This window comes from Streptomyces poonensis (genome assembly GCF_014650915.1).
Classification (GTDB): domain Bacteria; phylum Actinomycetota; class Actinomycetes; order Streptomycetales; family Streptomycetaceae; genus Streptomyces; species Streptomyces poonensis.
On record NZ_BMVW01000001.1, the window covers coordinates 1,057,568 to 1,071,799 of the forward strand.

Sequence of the window (14,232 nt, forward strand, 5' to 3'; positions counted from 1 at the left end):
GCCCTCACAACTCCTTCGCCAGCTCGTGGATGAAGTCACGCGAGCGCTCGGCTCCGAGTGACGCCTTCCTCACCTTACGGAAGAGCGTTCGGAAGTGACCGAGTTGGGCCTCAGCCTCGACGAAGAAGATGCCATGCGGCCCGTCGCGTACGACGGTATCCAGCTTAGGGACAGGACCGCCCGCGTACACCATTGCGGTTCCGGCTCCGCCGAAGCCGTCCAAATCGAAGGGGATGACGCGCACAGTGATGTGGGCGGCCTCGGAGAGCTCCAGGATACGAGCGAGCTGGACACGTACTGCAGCACGGTCACCGACCCTGATACGCAGTGCCGCCTCGTGGACCACTGCTTCATAAGGGACGGCGTCGGGGCGCTCGAAGATGGTCTTCCGCATCATTCGGTGCGCGACCCACTGCTCCACTTCGGTTGCCGGGAACTGTGGATTCACGTAGGTGAAAAGCCCGCGCGCGTAGTCCTCAGTCTGGAGGAGGCCCGGAACGTGCAAGAAGTCGACATCCCATCGATAAGTGGCGTGGTGCTCCAGTTCGGCGAGGTCCAGGAATTCCGCGGGTAGCGAGCCCCGGTACCGCTCCCACCAGCCGCGTGTCCGATCGGTGGCCATCGCGACCAGCGCTCCGATGAACCTCTCGTCTGCGCACGCGTAGTGGGCCGCGAGACGGCGCAGCCGCTCCTCGCTCACACCGGTGCGTCCCGACTCGATGTGACTGATCTGGACGTGGCTCACCCCGAGCAGCGCCGCCGCCTCTCGGGCTGCGAGCCCTGCCGCGTCGCGAAGTCTGCGCAGCTCGACCGCCAGGCGCATCTGCCGTGCCGTGGGTTCGGGCCTGAGAACCATCGCTTGTCCCTCGGTTCAACGCGCCCGCGAGCGCAACTCGTTCGGGGGGAGATAACTGGACCGGCTTGTCCCAGATGACATGTTAGCCCTACGTTCGGTGACGCGACGCACACTCTGCGGCACGCCGGGACCCCGGAAGCGCACCACTCCGTCCTGCCATGACGGCTGCGGCAATGCCACCGCCCGCCGACACCGCGCGACTCTCCAACCCCTCCGCCCCTGACAGGAGTTACGCATGCCCGACGACGATTCCTGGGAGTACACCCTCCACATCCCGCACGACCCCCGAGCCGTCACCGTCAGCCGCCGCACCCTCCGCCTGATCCTCACCCTCCACGGCCTGCCCCACCTGACCGACGTCGCCGAACTCCTGGCCACCGAGCTGGTCTCCAACGCCGTACGCCACACCAAGGGTCCCGCCGCCCTGCGGGTGCGCTGGTCGGCGGGTGTCCTGCGCATCGGGGCGTGGGACGCGGATCCCCGGCCGCCGGAGCCGTCGCCACCGCCGGACCGGGCCGTCGAGCTGGAGGACGGCCGCGGCCTGGCGCTCGTCCGGGCGTGCGCCGACCTGTGGGGATGGCAGCCGCTGGCCAGGGAGGGCAACCGGGGCAAGTACGTGTGGTGCGAGCTGACGGGAGCGGCGTGATCGTTTCTTCGCCCCTCGAACGGGTGATGAGCCCTCGATCGCCGGTACGACCGCCCCCGCACTCCCACAAGGTTGCGCACATGGTCACATCCACCCACGAGACCTCTCATCGGATCTTCCAGGATCACCCAGAGGTCCTCGCTCCGGTCTTCGAGGCGCTGGGGCTTCCGCCGCCCCTGAAGGCGATCGTCGAAGCCATCACCCCCGACGCGACCGAGATCAGACCGCTGGAACGCCGCGTCGACACGGTGCTGAAGGTGGAGCCGTCGGAGGGCGACGGCTTCCTGCTGGCCATCGAGGCCCAGACCAGGCGCGCTCCGGACAAGGGCGCCACCTGGGCGTACTACGTGAGCTACCTGTGCGCCAAGTTCGACCTGCCCGTGCTGCTCGTCGCCGTCTGCCGCAACCGGCCCACCGCCACCTGGGCAGCCGGACCCTTCGAATGCCGTGTCGGGCCCTGGGCGACGCAGGTCACCCGCCCCTTCGTGCTGGGGCCGGACACCGTCCCGAGGATCACCGACGAGTCAGAGGTGGCGCGGCAACCAGCACTGGCGACGCTCAGCGCCGTCGTACACAGCGAGAGCCAGGACATCGCCGCCATACTGGAATTGCTCGCCCGCGGGATGCGGACATTCGACAAGGCCACAGCCAAGTACTGGTCGGAATGGGTAGAGATCGGCCTGGAGGACACTCCAGCCCGCGAGACATGGAGAGAGCTGGAGAAGATGGTCATCACTTACTTCCCGGGCAAGGGCACTGTCTTCGAAGAGGCGTACTACGACGGCAAGGCCAAGGGCGAGGCCAAGGGCGAGGCCAAGGGCGTCCTGCGCATCCTGGAACTGCGCGGCCTCCCCGTCTCCGACGACGTACGCGAGCGCATCACCACCTGCACCGACCTCGCCCGCATGGACGACTGGCTCGACCGGGCCGGGACGGTCGAGCGCGCGGAGGACCTGTTCGACGAGGAGGAGCCGGAGCAGCCCGGCCGGGAGTGACGGACAGGACGATCACCTCACTCTGACCACCCAGCCCCATAGGCTGCCCGCATGAGCATCATCGGGGTCGGAATCGACGTCGCCGAGATCGAACGCTTCGGCGCGTCACTGGAGCGCACACCCTCGCTGGCACAGCGGCTGTTCCTGGAGAGCGAACTGCTGCTGCCCAGCGGGGAACGCCGCGGCACCGCCTCCCTCGCGGCCCGCTTCGCCGCGAAGGAGGCCCTCGCCAAGGCCCTCGGCGCCCCGGCGGGCCTGCACTGGACGGACGCCGAGGTGTACGTCGAGGACAGCGGGCAGCCGCGCCTGCGGGTGACCGGGACGGTGGCCGCCCGCGCCGCGGAACTCGGCGTGCAGTCCTGGCACGTGTCGCTGAGTCACGACGCGGGCGTGGCGTCGGCGGTCGTGATCGCCGAGGGCTAGCCGGCGGAGAGACGCACGTCCCACTCACCCATGTCACATCGTGCCGAGCCGGTCCGTCAGTGGTGTGTAGCCACCGCCAACGGCAGAGGAGCCCACGATGGAAGCCCGCCTGAACCTCTTCGGCAACCCGCTCGCGGACAAGGTCGTCAAGCACTTCGCCTCGGCGGGGAAGGCGCTCGAGAACTCCGCGCTGCCCGCCGCGACGGCGCAACTGGTGGTGCTCCGCGCCAGCCAGATCAACGGTTGCGGGGCCTGCGTCGACATGCACACCAAGGACGCCGCCGCGGCCGGGGAGACCTCGCTCCGCCTCAACCTGGTCGCGGCCTGGCGCGAGGCCACGGTCTTCACCGACGCCGAGCGCGCCGCCCTGGAGCTGGTGGAGCAGGGCACCCGGATCGCCGACGCGGCTGGCGGCGTCACGGACGAGGCCTGGGCGAACGCCGCCAAGCACTACGACGAGGAACAGCTCACCGCACTGGTCTCCGTCATCGCCGTCATCAACGCCTTCAACCGCCTCAACGTCATCACCCGGCAGCCCGCCGGCGACTACCAGCCCGGCCAGTTCGGGTGACCGAGAGCGACAGGCCCGGGGCCCGGGGCCGTCCCGTTCCGGCGGCGGCCACGGCCCCGGGCCCGGAGCACCCGGCTCAGTCCCGCTCCTCGTCCCCGACCGCGGCCTCGTACGCGAGGAGCGTGTCGACGAACATGCGCCGCTGATCCGGTGTCAGCGGCGCCAGCGCCTTGCGCCAGGCAGCCGCGCCCGGGGCGAGCCAGGCGGTGATCGCGGGCTGTTGGTCGGCTGTGATCGCGACGATCCGCCGGCGCCGGTCCGCCTCGTCCTCGCGCCGCTCCAGGATTCCCTGCCGGCTCAGGTCGCCGACCAGCAGGCTCGCCGTCGTCGGGGCGATGCCGAGTCGCCCGGCCAGCTCGTTCACCGTCATCGGCCCGTCGAAGAGCAGATAGGAGAGCAGGGAGAGATGGCGCGGAGCCAGTGAGAAGGAGCTCAGCGCCTCGGGCAGCGGAATCTTCTTCACCCGGCTCACCATCCGGGGCATGAGCAGCAGCAACGCCCTGACGGAGTCATCGACCCCGCCCCGCCCGTCGTCGCTGTCCCGCCCGGTGGCGCGCTCCCTGGACGTCGGCATGGCGTCGCACCCCCCTTTACCTTTGACCACAAAGGTGTTTTGCTGACAAAGCCTTGCTGCATCCGCATGGTACCGACCGGTGTGAACGGAGATTCCCATGCCTCACTTCAGCGTGCACATCCGAGAAGAGTCCCTCGACGGGACGGTCGAACCACAGCTCATCAAAGCCCTGACCGACGCGGTCGGCGCTGTCTACGGCGCGGACTTCCGCCGCCTCGTCGGAGTGGACCTGATCGGCGTCCCACAGCGCCGCCGGGGCATCGGCGGCGTACCGACCGGGAACACCGCGCCCCTCGTCACCCTCAGCATGCGAGAAGCCGCCTATCACGTTCCAGAGGTTCCCGATGCTCCCGCCCGCCTCGTCACCGCCATCACCGACGCGGTGACAGGCGTACTCGGCGAAGACGTCCGCGAACAGGTCATCGTGACGATCGCCGGTGTCCCGGAAGGCCGTACGGGAGTCGCCGGCGCGGTGGCCTGAGCCGTCACCTGCTCCTTGACCGTGGTGTCACCGGGCTGCCGTACGCCGTCGCCGACCGGCGGGCCGGCCGCCCCGGCCGCCCCGGCAGCGCCCCCGCCCCCGGTACGGGACACTCGACGGCATGCGTACTGCCTACAGCGTGGACACGGTAAGGACAGCCGAACGTGAGCTGATGGCACGGCTGCCGGAGGGGGCGCTGATGCAGCGCGCCGCCGCCGGGCTCGCCGCCGCCTGCGCGGATCTGCTCGGCCGGGTGTACGGCAGCCGGATCGTGCTGCTCGTCGGCAGCGGCGACAACGGAGGCGACGCTCTGTACGCCGGGGCCCGCCTGGCCCGGCGCGGCGCGGGCGTCGCGGCCGTCCTGCTCAGCCCCGACCGCGCGCACCCCGGCGGGCTCGCGGCGCTGCGCCGGGCCGGCGGCACGGTCGCCCGGCCCGGCACCGTCGAACAGCTGATCGACCGGGCCGGCCTCGTCGTCGACGGCATCGTGGGCATCGGCGGCAAGGGCGGCCTGCGCCCCGACGCCGCGGCCCTCGCCGAGCTCGCCGCCCGGTCCCGCGCGGCCGTGGTCGCCGTGGACCTCCCCAGCGGCATCGAGCCCGACACCGGCGAGGTGCGCGGCCCGGCCGTCCGCGCCGATCTGACCGTCACGTTCGGCACGCACAAGCCGGGCCTGCTCATCGATCCGGGGCGCGAGTACGCCGGTTCCGTACGCCTCGTCGACATCGGGCTCGCCCTGCCCGCCGAACCCGCCCTCGAAGCCCCGCAGCACGCCGACGTGGCCGCGCTGCTGCCCCGGCCGGCAGCCGAGAGCGACAAGTACCGCCGGGGTGTCGTGGGCATCGCCGCCGGGTCCGCCCGCTACCCCGGAGCGGCCGTCCTCGCCGTGTGGGGTGCGCTGCGCGGCGGCGCCGGAGCAGTGCGCTATGTGGGCCCGGCCGGGAACGCGGTGATCGCCCGCTTCCCGGAGACCCTGGTGTCGGACCAGGGCCCGAAACGGGCGGGCCGGGTCCAGGCCTGGGTCGTGGGCCCGGGCGCCGGGGACGACGCGGAACCCGTGGCCGAGGTCCTCGCCACCGACGTGCCCGTGCTCCTCGACGCGGACGGTCTGCGCCTCGCCGACCGGGACGCCGTACGCGCCCGTACCGCCCCCACGCTGATGACCCCGCACGCGGGCGAGGCCGCCGCGCTGCTCGGCACGGCGCGCGAGGAGGTGGAGGGCGCGCGGCTGTCGGCGGTGCGCGAACTCGCACGGCGCTATCGGGCGACCGTGCTCCTCAAGGGCTCCACCACGCTGATCGCCGATCCCGGCCGCGGCACGGTCCGCGTCAACCCGACCGGTACGCCCTGGCTGGCCACGGCGGGCAGCGGCGACGTCCTGTCCGGCCTCGCCGGTTCGCTGCTGGCCTCCGGGCTGACCGCCCAGGACGCCGCGAGCGCGGCCGCGTACGTCCACGGCCTCGCGGGCCGGTACGCCGCGGACGGCGCTCCGGCGGGCGCCCACGACGTGGCGGAGGCGATCCCGTCGGCCTGGCGCGACATCACGAGCTGACCGGACCGGCCGCCCTCCGCGTCACGAGCCGATCGAACCGGCCGCCCACAGCGTCAGGAGCCGACCGGCGGCCCTCCCGCGGAGGAGCGTGCCGCTCAGTAGCCCCGCTCGATCCGCTCCTGGGCCTCCCGCACCATCTCGAGGTACTCGATCTCCTCGCAGCGCGGCTTGCTGCCCATCCGGTAGAAGTCGAGGGAGTCGTCGAGGTGCTCGCCGAAGTCCTCGTCCGGCAGGTCCATCGCCAGCTCGCTGTGCACGCGCCCGGCCAGATCGTCCGATCTGGCGGGACGGTCCGCTACGCGCGTTGACATGCGGCGTACGGCATCACGAATACGTACGGACACGGCCACCCCAAACCCCCGAAACCCCCCGGCGACCCGGAAGAAGGCTCACTTCCGGCTCTCCGGACCGTATACCTGTTCGCCTCAAAGGTCCATACATTTCTCACAGGACGAACACAGTCACACACGCCCCGTCCCGCGTGATGGATCCCACCCGGTCACCGCGTTCAGATGCCCGTAACAATGGACTGTGATCTCACCGGTCTCCTCGTTGCCGCGGAGCGCCCACCGGCCCAGGCCGGAGGCGACTCCCTACGTCGACCTCACCCGTGCCGAGTGGAGCGCCCTGCGCGACAAGACGCCCCTCCCCCTCACCGCGGAGGAGGTGGAGAAACTGCGCGGCCTGGGCGACGTCATCGACCTCGACGAGGTACGGGACATCTACCTGCCGCTCTCGCGTCTGCTGAATCTGTACGTGGGCGCCACGGACGGCCTCAGGGGCGCCCTGAACACCTTCCTCGGCGAGCAGGGCTCCCAGTCCGGCACCCCGTTCGTCATAGGCGTCGCCGGCTCGGTCGCGGTCGGCAAGTCCACGGTCGCCCGCCTGCTCCAGGCCCTCCTCGCCCGCTGGCCCGAGCACCCGCGCGTGGAGCTCGTCACCACGGACGGCTTCCTGCTGCCGATGAAGGAGCTGAAGGAGCGCGGCCTGATGACGCGGAAGGGGTTCCCCGAGTCGTACGACCGCCGTGCGCTGACCCGTTTCGTCGCCGACATCAAGGCGGGCAAGGCCGAGGTGACGGCGCCCGTCTACTCCCATCTGATCTACGACATCGTCCCCGGTCAGAAGCTCACGGTGCGCCGCCCCGACATCCTCATCGTCGAGGGCCTGAACGTCCTCCAGCCCGCCCTGCCCGGCAAGGACGGCCGAACCCGGGTCGGTCTCGCCGACTACTTCGACTTCAGCCTGTACGTCGATGCCCGCACCGAGGACATCGAGCAGTGGTACCTCAACCGCTTCCGCAAGCTGCGCGAGACCGCCTTCCAGAACCCGTCGTCCTACTTCCGCAAGTACACCCAGGTCTCGGAGGAGGAGGCCCTCGACTACGCCCGGACGACCTGGCGGACCATCAACCGGCCGAACCTGACCGAGAACGTGGCCCCGACCCGCGGCCGCGCGACCCTGGTCCTGCGCAAGGGCCCCGACCACAAGGTGCAGCGGCTGAGCCTGCGCAAACTCTGACCCGTCCGCGTCATCCCCCGCCGCTACCCTGCGGGCATGCTGCATCTGCGTCTGATCACGCCGTCCGGGAGGACCGACGACGTGGTCCACCTGATCGAGAAGACGGTCGGCACCACCCATCTCGTGGTCCTGCCGGGCGCCGCCCGCGACCCCGTCGGGGACGTCGTGATGTGCGACGTGGCCCGCGAGGCGGGCGACGAGCTCCTCGCCACGCTGAAGGAGCTGGGGGTCGACCGGTCCGGGTCCATCGCCGTCGAGGACATCGACCTGTCACTGTCCGAGCGCGCCGAGAAGGCCGAGGCGGACGCCCCCGGCGAGAGCGCGGACGCGGTGCTGTGGGAGCACCTGGCGGAGGAGACGCACGAGGAGTCGACGCTCTCGGTCACGTACCTCGCGTTCATCACGCTGGCCACCATGATCGCGGCCTGCGGTGTGGTGCTCGACAACGCGATCCTGATCGTGGGCGCGATGGCGGTGGGCCCCGAGTTCGGCCCGCTCGCGGGGATCTCCACCGCCGTGGTGCGGCGGGCACCCCGTCTGGCGCTGCGTTCGCTGGTCGCGCTGCTGGCGGGCTTCGCGGTGGCCATGGCGCTGACGGTCGGGTTCAGCCTCTTCATGGACGCGCTCGGGCTGTTCTCAGCGGAGAAGCTGCACGGCGACCGGCCGAACACCGGCTTCGTGTACGCCCCCGACGCGTTCTCCTTCGTCGTGGCGGTGCTCGCGGGCGTGGCCGGCACCCTGTCGCTGACCTCCGCGAAGTCGGGCGCCCTGATCGGCGTCGCCATCTCGGTGACGACGGTCCCGGCCGCCGCCAACGCGGCCGTCGCCCTCAGCTACGGCGACACCGCCCAGACCTGGGGCTCCACCGAGCAGCTCCTGCTGAACCTGCTGGGCATCATCGTGGCCGGCACGCTCACACTGCTGGCCCAGAAGTGGTTCTGGGCCAGACAGCGCGCACGTACGGCCGCGGCCTCACGGAGCGCGTCGTAAGCGACCCGCGCCCCGCACAGGGGTCACCCGAGCGCGGACTTCACCACGTCCGCGAGCCTCGACGCCACGGACCGCGCCTGCTCCAGATCGGCGGCCTCGACCATGACCCGGACCAGCGGCTCGGTCCCGGAGGGCCGCAGCAGCACCCGTCCGGTGGTGCCGAGCTCCCGCTCGGCCTCGGCCACGGCCGTGGACAGCTCCGCGGACGTACCGACCCTCGACCTGTCGACGTCGGGCACGTTGATCAGCACCTGCGGCAGCCGCTCCATGACCGACGCGAGGTCCTTCAGGCTGCGGCCGGTCTGGGCGACCCGCGCGGCCAGCATCAGACCGGTGAGCGTGCCGTCGCCGGTGGTGGCGTGGTCGAGGATGATCACGTGCCCGGACTGCTCGCCGCCGAGGGCGTAGCCGTGCTCCTTCATCTCCTCCAGCACGTACCGGTCGCCGACCGCGGTGGAGACGACGGCGATGCCCTCCCGCTCCATGGCGAGCTTGAAGCCCAGGTTGGACATGACGGTCGCGACAACGGTGTCCGAGCGCAGCGCGCCCCGCTCCCGCATGGCCAGCGCCAGCACGGCGAGGATCTGGTCGCCGTCGACCTCGGTGCCCTCGTGGTCCACGGCGAGGCAGCGGTCGGCGTCACCGTCGTGCGCGATGCCGAGGTCCGCGCCGTGCTCGACCACGGCGGCGCGCAGCTTGTCCAGGTGGGTGGAGCCGCAGCCGTCGTTGATGTTGAGCCCGTCGGGCTCGGCGCCGATGGTGACGACCTCGGCGCCCGCGCGCGTGAACGCCTCGGGCGAGACCCGGGCGGCCGCGCCGTGCGCCTCGTCGAGGACGACCTTCAGCCCGTCGAGGCGGTGCGGGAGCACGCCGGTCAGGTGCTCGACGTACCGGTCGAAGCCCTCGCCGTACGCCGTGACGCGCCCGACGCCCGCACCGGTGGGCCGGTCCCAGGGCGCCCCGGTGCGGTGCTCCTCGTACACGGCCTCGATCCGGTGCTCAAGCTCGTCGGCGAGCTTGTGGCCACCGCGGGCGAAGAACTTGATGCCGTTGTCCGGCATGGCGTTGTGGCTGGCCGAGAGCATCACGCCGAGGTCGGCGCCGAGCGCGCCGGTGAGGTACGCGACCGCGGGGGTGGGCAGCACTCCGACGGTCAGCACGTCCACGCCCGCGCTGGCGAGGCCCGCCACCACGGCGGCCTCCAGGAACTCCCCGGACGCGCGCGGATCCCGTCCGACCACCGCCACCGGCTTGTGGCCCTCGAACGTACCCGCCTCGGCGAGCACGTGCGCCGCCGCCACGGAGAGGCCGAGAGCCATCTCGGCCGTCAGATCCGCGTTGGCGACACCGCGCACGCCGTCCGTGCCGAAGAGTCGTCCCACTGTGGTGTCCTCCGAACTTGCTGAAGAGTGTGCGGCTCATGCCCGAGTGTCAGGCGCCGCCGAAGCCACGTATACGCCACGGGCCTGTTTCCAGCCTGTCGGACTCAGTTCACCCGCTTGTGGTTGCACGGCTGATTCATATTGCCCTCAAGGCCACCGGCGCATAAGCCCGGGGTAGGAAAACGCCCCCCGTAAACGAACCGCCCCGGCGGCACGGGAGTGCCGCCGGGGCGATACATGCTGCGCGCGGCGCAGCGAGCGCGATTAGCGCTTGCTGTACTGCGGAGCCTTGCGGGCCTTCTTGAGACCGGCCTTCTTGCGCTCGACCGCACGGTCGTCGCGGCGGAGGAAGCCGGCCTTCTTGAGCGGGCCGCGGTTGTTGTCGACGTCGGCCTCGTTCAGGGCGCGGGCGACGCCCAGACGGAGGGCACCGGCCTGGCCGGAGACGCCGCCACCCGCGATACGGGCGATGACGTCGTAGCGGCCCTCGAGCTCGAGCACCTTGAAGGGCTCGTTGACCTCCTGCTGGTGCACCTTGTTCGGGAAGTAGTCCTCGAGGGTGCGGCCGTTGATCTTCCACTTGCCGGTGCCCGGAACGATCCGGACACGGGCGATGGCGTTCTTGCGACGGCCCAGGCCGGCGGCCGGCTGCGGCTCGCCGAAGCGGGAGGCGAGGGACTCGGAGGTGTACTCGCCCTCGAGCGGCACCTCGGTCTCGGTGGTGTAGCTGTCGATGTCGACGGTCTCGTCGATCGGCTGCTCAGCGGTGGTCTCGGCCACGATTCTCCTCAGATCTCTTTCAGCTTTTGGGGGTGGCCGGACTTACTGCGCGACCTGGGTGATCTCGAACGGCACCGGCTGCTGGGCAGCGTGCGGGTGCTGGTCGCCCGAGTAGACCTTCAGCTTGGAGAGCATCTGACGGCCGAGGCTGTTCTTGGGAAGCATGCCCTTGACGGCCTTCTCGACCGCCTTCTCCGGGTTCTTCGCCAGCAGCTCGTCGTAGCGGACGGAGCGCAGACCACCCGGGTAACCGGAGTGGCGGTACGCCATCTTCTGGGTCCGCTTGTTGCCGGACAGGTGCACCTTGTCGGCGTTGATGATGATGACGAAGTCACCAGCGTCGACGTGCGGCGCGTAGATGGGCTTGTGCTTGCCACGCAGCAGGGTGGCGGCAGTGGTGGCCAGACGGCCCAGGACGACGTCCTGAGCGTCGATGACGTGCCACTGACGCGTCACATCGCCGGGCTTGGGGCTGTACGTACGCACGGTTCGTAGCCTTCGCTTCTTCAGTGAGGTTCCAGACAAAGGTCACCGAAGACGATCACGACAGCCCTGACCCCACAACGGTGACGCAAACCGTGTGCGGGTCGCTGGTCATCGGCCCGGTGGACCGGTGTAAGGGCCCCTCACGTGAGAATGAGCAAGCCAATACACACAACGAACATGCAGGATAGCCGTCCCGCCCCGGACGGGTCAAAACGGTGCCCCACCCACCGATCCACACAGGCCACCCGGCCCGCCACCGCGAACCCGGACGCGCCGGCCCGGCAGAAGACGGCCGGGCCGCCCGTACATGTCTCCCTTGCCCGTACACATGCCACCCTTGCCGCACTCGCTCAGGTAACGGCAGCGCCTCAAGTGCCGCACAGGGCCGGGCGGCGGCTCCGCCCCCGTCTAAAATGCGCCCCATGAGTTTTGGGCAAGGGGGGGAGCCCCGATGGGACCCGTGGACACCGGGTTCCCAGCAGCCGCAGTGGTCCGAGCAGAGCAACGACACCCCTGACTGGGCGGCGCTCGCCGAGGCGTCCGAGGCCCGCAACAAACGCCGCCGGCTGTGGATGATCGGCGGCGGCGCCCTCGCCACGCTCGCGGTCGGCGCCATCGTCGCCGTGGCCGTGGTCAGCGCGAACGGCGACGCCGAGGCCTCGGACAACACCTCCGGCGGCCAACCGGCCACCGCGGACATCCCGAGCGCGAGCGACGAGCCCGCACCGTCCTTCGCCCCGACCTCGGCCCCGCCCCCGCTGGACCCGAAGGACTTCATCGCCAGCGCGAAGAAGGACACCGCGCCGATCAGCGCCGAGACCCTGTTCCCGGGCACGCGGCTGACCGCGGGCGGCACGGTCTACCAGAAGGGCGCCACGGCCTCCACGACCGACTGCGCCTCCGCCGTCCAGGGCTCCCTCGACCAGGTCCTGGCCACCAACGACTGCACCCGTGTGATGCGGGTCACGTACAGCAAGGACGGCGTCGCGGTCACGGTCGGCGTCGCGCTGTTCGACACGGAGGCCCAGGCCACCAAGGTCAAGCAGACCGCCGACAAGAAGAGCATCGTCACCTCGCTGCCCGGCGACGGCGTCCCAGCGTTCTGCCGTACGGCGATCTGCCGCTCGACGACGAACTCCTACGGTCGCTACGCGTACTTCACGATCGCCGGCTTCACCGACGGCAAGGACGTGACGGAGCAGGACACCGCGGTCTTCGCCGCCGGTGACAACCTGGAGGAGTTCACCTTCCAGCGGATCCGCGAACGCGGCGAGGCACAGGCGTCGGCCGCGGCCGACCAGTAGCGGACGGGCCGGACCGCTCGCCCTGGGCCGTCTCCTAGCAGCATCCGGCCGCGGCGGCCCCCGGCAGACTCCGCCGGTTCCGCGCCTCCTTGTTCCGCGCGGCCAGCAGCTCGTCGGCGGGGTACCCGACCTCCTCCAGCGTCAGCCCGTGCGGCCGTACGACGTGGACGGCGGAGTCCCGTACCCCGGCGGCCAGCACCTTGCCCGGCCAGTCGGGCGGCCGGTGGCCGTCGCCGACGAACAGCAGCGCCCCGATCAGCGAGCGCACCATGTTGTGACAGAAGGCGTCGGCCCGCACGGTCGCGGTGATGATCCCGTCGGCCCCCCGCACCAGGCTGAGCTCCTGGAGCGTACGGATGGTCGTGGCGCCCTCGCGCCGCTTGCAGTAGGCGGCGAAATCGTGCTCCCCGAGCAGCGCCCGGGCCGCCTCGTTCATGGCGTCCACGTCGAGCGGCCAGTCGTGCCAGAGGACGTGGTTCCGCAGCAGCGGGTCGACGCCGCCCGGGTTGTCGGTGACCCGGTAGGCGTAGCGCCGCCAGATCGCCGAGAACCGCGCGTTGAAGCCCGCGGGCGCCTCGGTGAGCGACCAGACCCGCACATCCTTGGGCAGCCGCCCGGCGAGCCGCTTGAGCAGCTTCTCCTCGTGCTCCGCCCACAGCTCCCCGGGCAGGTCCACATGGGCCACCTGCCCGCGCGCGTGCACCCCGGCATCGGTCCGCCCGGCCACGGTGAGCTCGTACGTCGTGTCCCTCGTCCGCGTCACGGTCCGCAGGGCGTCCTCGATCTCCCCCTGTACGGTCCGCCGCCCTCCGGCCTGCTTCGCCCAGCCGGAGAACTGGGTCCCGTCGTACGACAGGTCCAGCCGCACCCGTACGAACCCGGGCTCTACCTCGTCACTCACACACAGATCCTCTCAAGTACGCAGAGTACGCAGGGACGCGAAAGCGGGCCCGCCCCGGAGGACGGACCCGCTGTTCGACGTCAGGCAGAGCCTCAGGCGTCCTTCGACTCCTCGGCCGGAGCCTCGGTGGCCTCGGCCTCGGTGGCCTCCTCCGCCTTGGTCTCCTCGGCCTTGGCTGCCTCGGACTCCTTGACCGCACGCTTGGTGGCGGCCTCGGCCTCGCCGGTGGCCTGCTGCGCGACCGTCAGCGCCTCGACCAGCTCGATGACGGCCATGGGCGCGTTGTCGCCACGGCGGTTACCGATCTTGGTGATGCGGGTGTAGCCACCCGGACGGTTCTCGTACCGCGGGCCGATCTCGGTGAAGAGCGTGTGGACGACGCTCTTGTCCGTGATGACCTGGAGCACCTGACGGCGGTTGTGAAGGTCGCCCTTCTTCGCCTTGGTGACCAGACGCTCGGCGTACGGCCGCAGACGGCGGGCCTTCGCCTCGGTGGTCGTGATCTTGCCGTGCTCGAACAGCGCCTTCGCGAGGTTCGCGAGGAGCAGCTTCTCGTGCGCGGCGCTGCCACCCAGACGGGCACCCTTGGTGGGCTTCGGCATGGTGTTTCTCCTAGGTGTCTGCCCCGGCCGTATCAGGTACCGGAGTCAGTATCCGAGCAGGCGGTCGCCTGTCGGAGATCCGGAGGCAGCCCCGCAGGGGCGCCTCCGGAAGGGGCGCGGGACGGTGTCGATATGCGACTCCGTCGCGTGGGCGCGACCAAGTGCAGC

General features: G+C 70.8%; 17 protein-coding genes. 9 read left to right on the forward strand and 8 right to left on the reverse strand.

Features of this window, described 5'->3' with window-relative positions; genetic code table 11:
• Positions 1-4 precede the first annotated feature (4 nt).
• Positions 5-856, reverse strand: coding sequence for a helix-turn-helix domain-containing protein (locus IE242_RS04610; RefSeq protein WP_189855500.1), 852 nt, complete (start codon positions 854-856; stop codon positions 5-7).
• 235 nt (positions 857-1,091) lie between these two features.
• Here IE242_RS04610 and IE242_RS04615 point away from each other — a divergent pair, with 235 nt between their 5' ends.
• The 4 genes from IE242_RS04615 (at position 1,092) to IE242_RS04630 (ending at position 3,491) form a co-directional block, all read left to right on the forward strand.
• Entirely contained in the window at positions 1,092-1,502 is a 411-nt protein-coding gene (locus IE242_RS04615) for an ATP-binding protein (RefSeq protein ID WP_189855502.1), read from the forward strand.
• Positions 1,503-1,582: 80 nt separating this feature from the next.
• Positions 1,583-2,497: a hypothetical protein gene (locus IE242_RS04620; RefSeq protein ID WP_189855504.1), complete on the forward strand. Its 915-nt coding sequence runs from the start codon at positions 1,583-1,585 to the stop codon at positions 2,495-2,497.
• A 51-nt stretch (positions 2,498-2,548) separates the two neighbouring features.
• Positions 2,549-2,920 carry a holo-ACP synthase gene (locus IE242_RS04625; protein ID WP_189855506.1) on the forward strand — a complete coding sequence of 124 codons (372 nt, stop codon included), beginning with the start codon at positions 2,549-2,551 and terminating at the stop codon, positions 2,918-2,920.
• A 97-nt stretch (positions 2,921-3,017) separates the two neighbouring features.
• Positions 3,018-3,491: a carboxymuconolactone decarboxylase family protein gene (locus tag IE242_RS04630; protein ID WP_189855508.1), complete on the forward strand. Its 474-nt coding sequence runs from the start codon at positions 3,018-3,020 to the stop codon at positions 3,489-3,491.
• Positions 3,492-3,567: 76 nt separating this feature from the next.
• On the opposite strand, the gene IE242_RS04635 is transcribed toward IE242_RS04630, so the two are convergent.
• The gene (locus IE242_RS04635; protein WP_189855509.1) at positions 3,568-4,065 is read right to left on the reverse strand and encodes a MarR family winged helix-turn-helix transcriptional regulator; all 498 of its coding nucleotides are present in this window, start codon (positions 4,063-4,065) and stop codon (positions 3,568-3,570) included.
• Positions 4,066-4,162: 97 nt separating this feature from the next.
• On the opposite strand from IE242_RS04635, the gene IE242_RS04640 reads away from it, so the two are divergent.
• Entirely contained in the window at positions 4,163-4,546 is a 384-nt protein-coding gene (locus IE242_RS04640) for a hypothetical protein (protein ID WP_189855510.1), read from the forward strand.
• A 121-nt stretch (positions 4,547-4,667) separates the two neighbouring features.
• Entirely contained in the window at positions 4,668-6,098 is a 1,431-nt protein-coding gene (locus IE242_RS04645; protein ID WP_189855511.1) for an NAD(P)H-hydrate dehydratase, read from the forward strand.
• A gap of 95 nt (positions 6,099-6,193) precedes the next feature.
• Here the strand turns inward: IE242_RS04645 and IE242_RS04650 are convergent, their stop codons facing one another.
• Entirely contained in the window at positions 6,194-6,409 is a 216-nt protein-coding gene (locus tag IE242_RS04650) for a hypothetical protein (protein ID WP_189855512.1), read from the reverse strand.
• 220 nt (positions 6,410-6,629) lie between these two features.
• Between IE242_RS04650 and coaA the strand changes: the two genes are divergently transcribed.
• Positions 6,630-7,619, forward strand: coding sequence for a type I pantothenate kinase (gene coaA / locus IE242_RS04655; protein ID WP_189855513.1), 990 nt, complete (start codon positions 6,630-6,632; stop codon positions 7,617-7,619).
• Positions 7,620-7,655: 36 nt separating this feature from the next.
• Positions 7,656-8,609 carry a DUF389 domain-containing protein gene (locus IE242_RS04660; protein ID WP_189855514.1) on the forward strand — a complete coding sequence of 318 codons (954 nt, stop codon included), beginning with the start codon at positions 7,656-7,658 and terminating at the stop codon, positions 8,607-8,609.
• Positions 8,610-8,632: 23 nt separating this feature from the next.
• On the opposite strand, the gene glmM is transcribed toward IE242_RS04660, so the two are convergent.
• The 3 genes from glmM to rplM all read right to left on the reverse strand — a co-directional run bounded on the left by glmM (position 8,633) and on the right by rplM (position 11,257).
• Entirely contained in the window at positions 8,633-9,991 is a 1,359-nt protein-coding gene (gene glmM, locus IE242_RS04665; RefSeq protein ID WP_189855515.1) for a phosphoglucosamine mutase, read from the reverse strand.
• Positions 9,992-10,255: 264 nt separating this feature from the next.
• On the reverse strand, positions 10,256-10,771 hold the full coding sequence (gene rpsI / locus IE242_RS04670) for a 30S ribosomal protein S9 (protein WP_189855517.1): 516 nt from the start codon (positions 10,769-10,771) through the stop codon (positions 10,256-10,258).
• Positions 10,772-10,813: 42 nt separating this feature from the next.
• Positions 10,814-11,257: a 50S ribosomal protein L13 gene (rplM, locus tag IE242_RS04675; protein WP_134040861.1), complete on the reverse strand. Its 444-nt coding sequence runs from the start codon at positions 11,255-11,257 to the stop codon at positions 10,814-10,816.
• Positions 11,258-11,679: 422 nt separating this feature from the next.
• Here rplM and IE242_RS04680 point away from each other — a divergent pair, with 422 nt between their 5' ends.
• Positions 11,680-12,561: a hypothetical protein gene (locus IE242_RS04680; RefSeq protein WP_189855519.1), complete on the forward strand. Its 882-nt coding sequence runs from the start codon at positions 11,680-11,682 to the stop codon at positions 12,559-12,561.
• A gap of 34 nt (positions 12,562-12,595) precedes the next feature.
• Here the strand turns inward: IE242_RS04680 and truA are convergent, their stop codons facing one another.
• A complete protein-coding gene (gene truA / locus IE242_RS04685) occupies positions 12,596-13,462 on the reverse strand; it encodes a tRNA pseudouridine(38-40) synthase TruA (RefSeq protein WP_189855521.1) in 867 nt (288 codons plus the stop codon).
• Between the two features lie 92 nt (positions 13,463-13,554).
• Positions 13,555-14,064: a 50S ribosomal protein L17 gene (gene rplQ, locus IE242_RS04690; RefSeq protein ID WP_189855523.1), complete on the reverse strand. Its 510-nt coding sequence runs from the start codon at positions 14,062-14,064 to the stop codon at positions 13,555-13,557.
• Between the last annotated feature and the right edge of the window lie 168 nt (positions 14,065-14,232).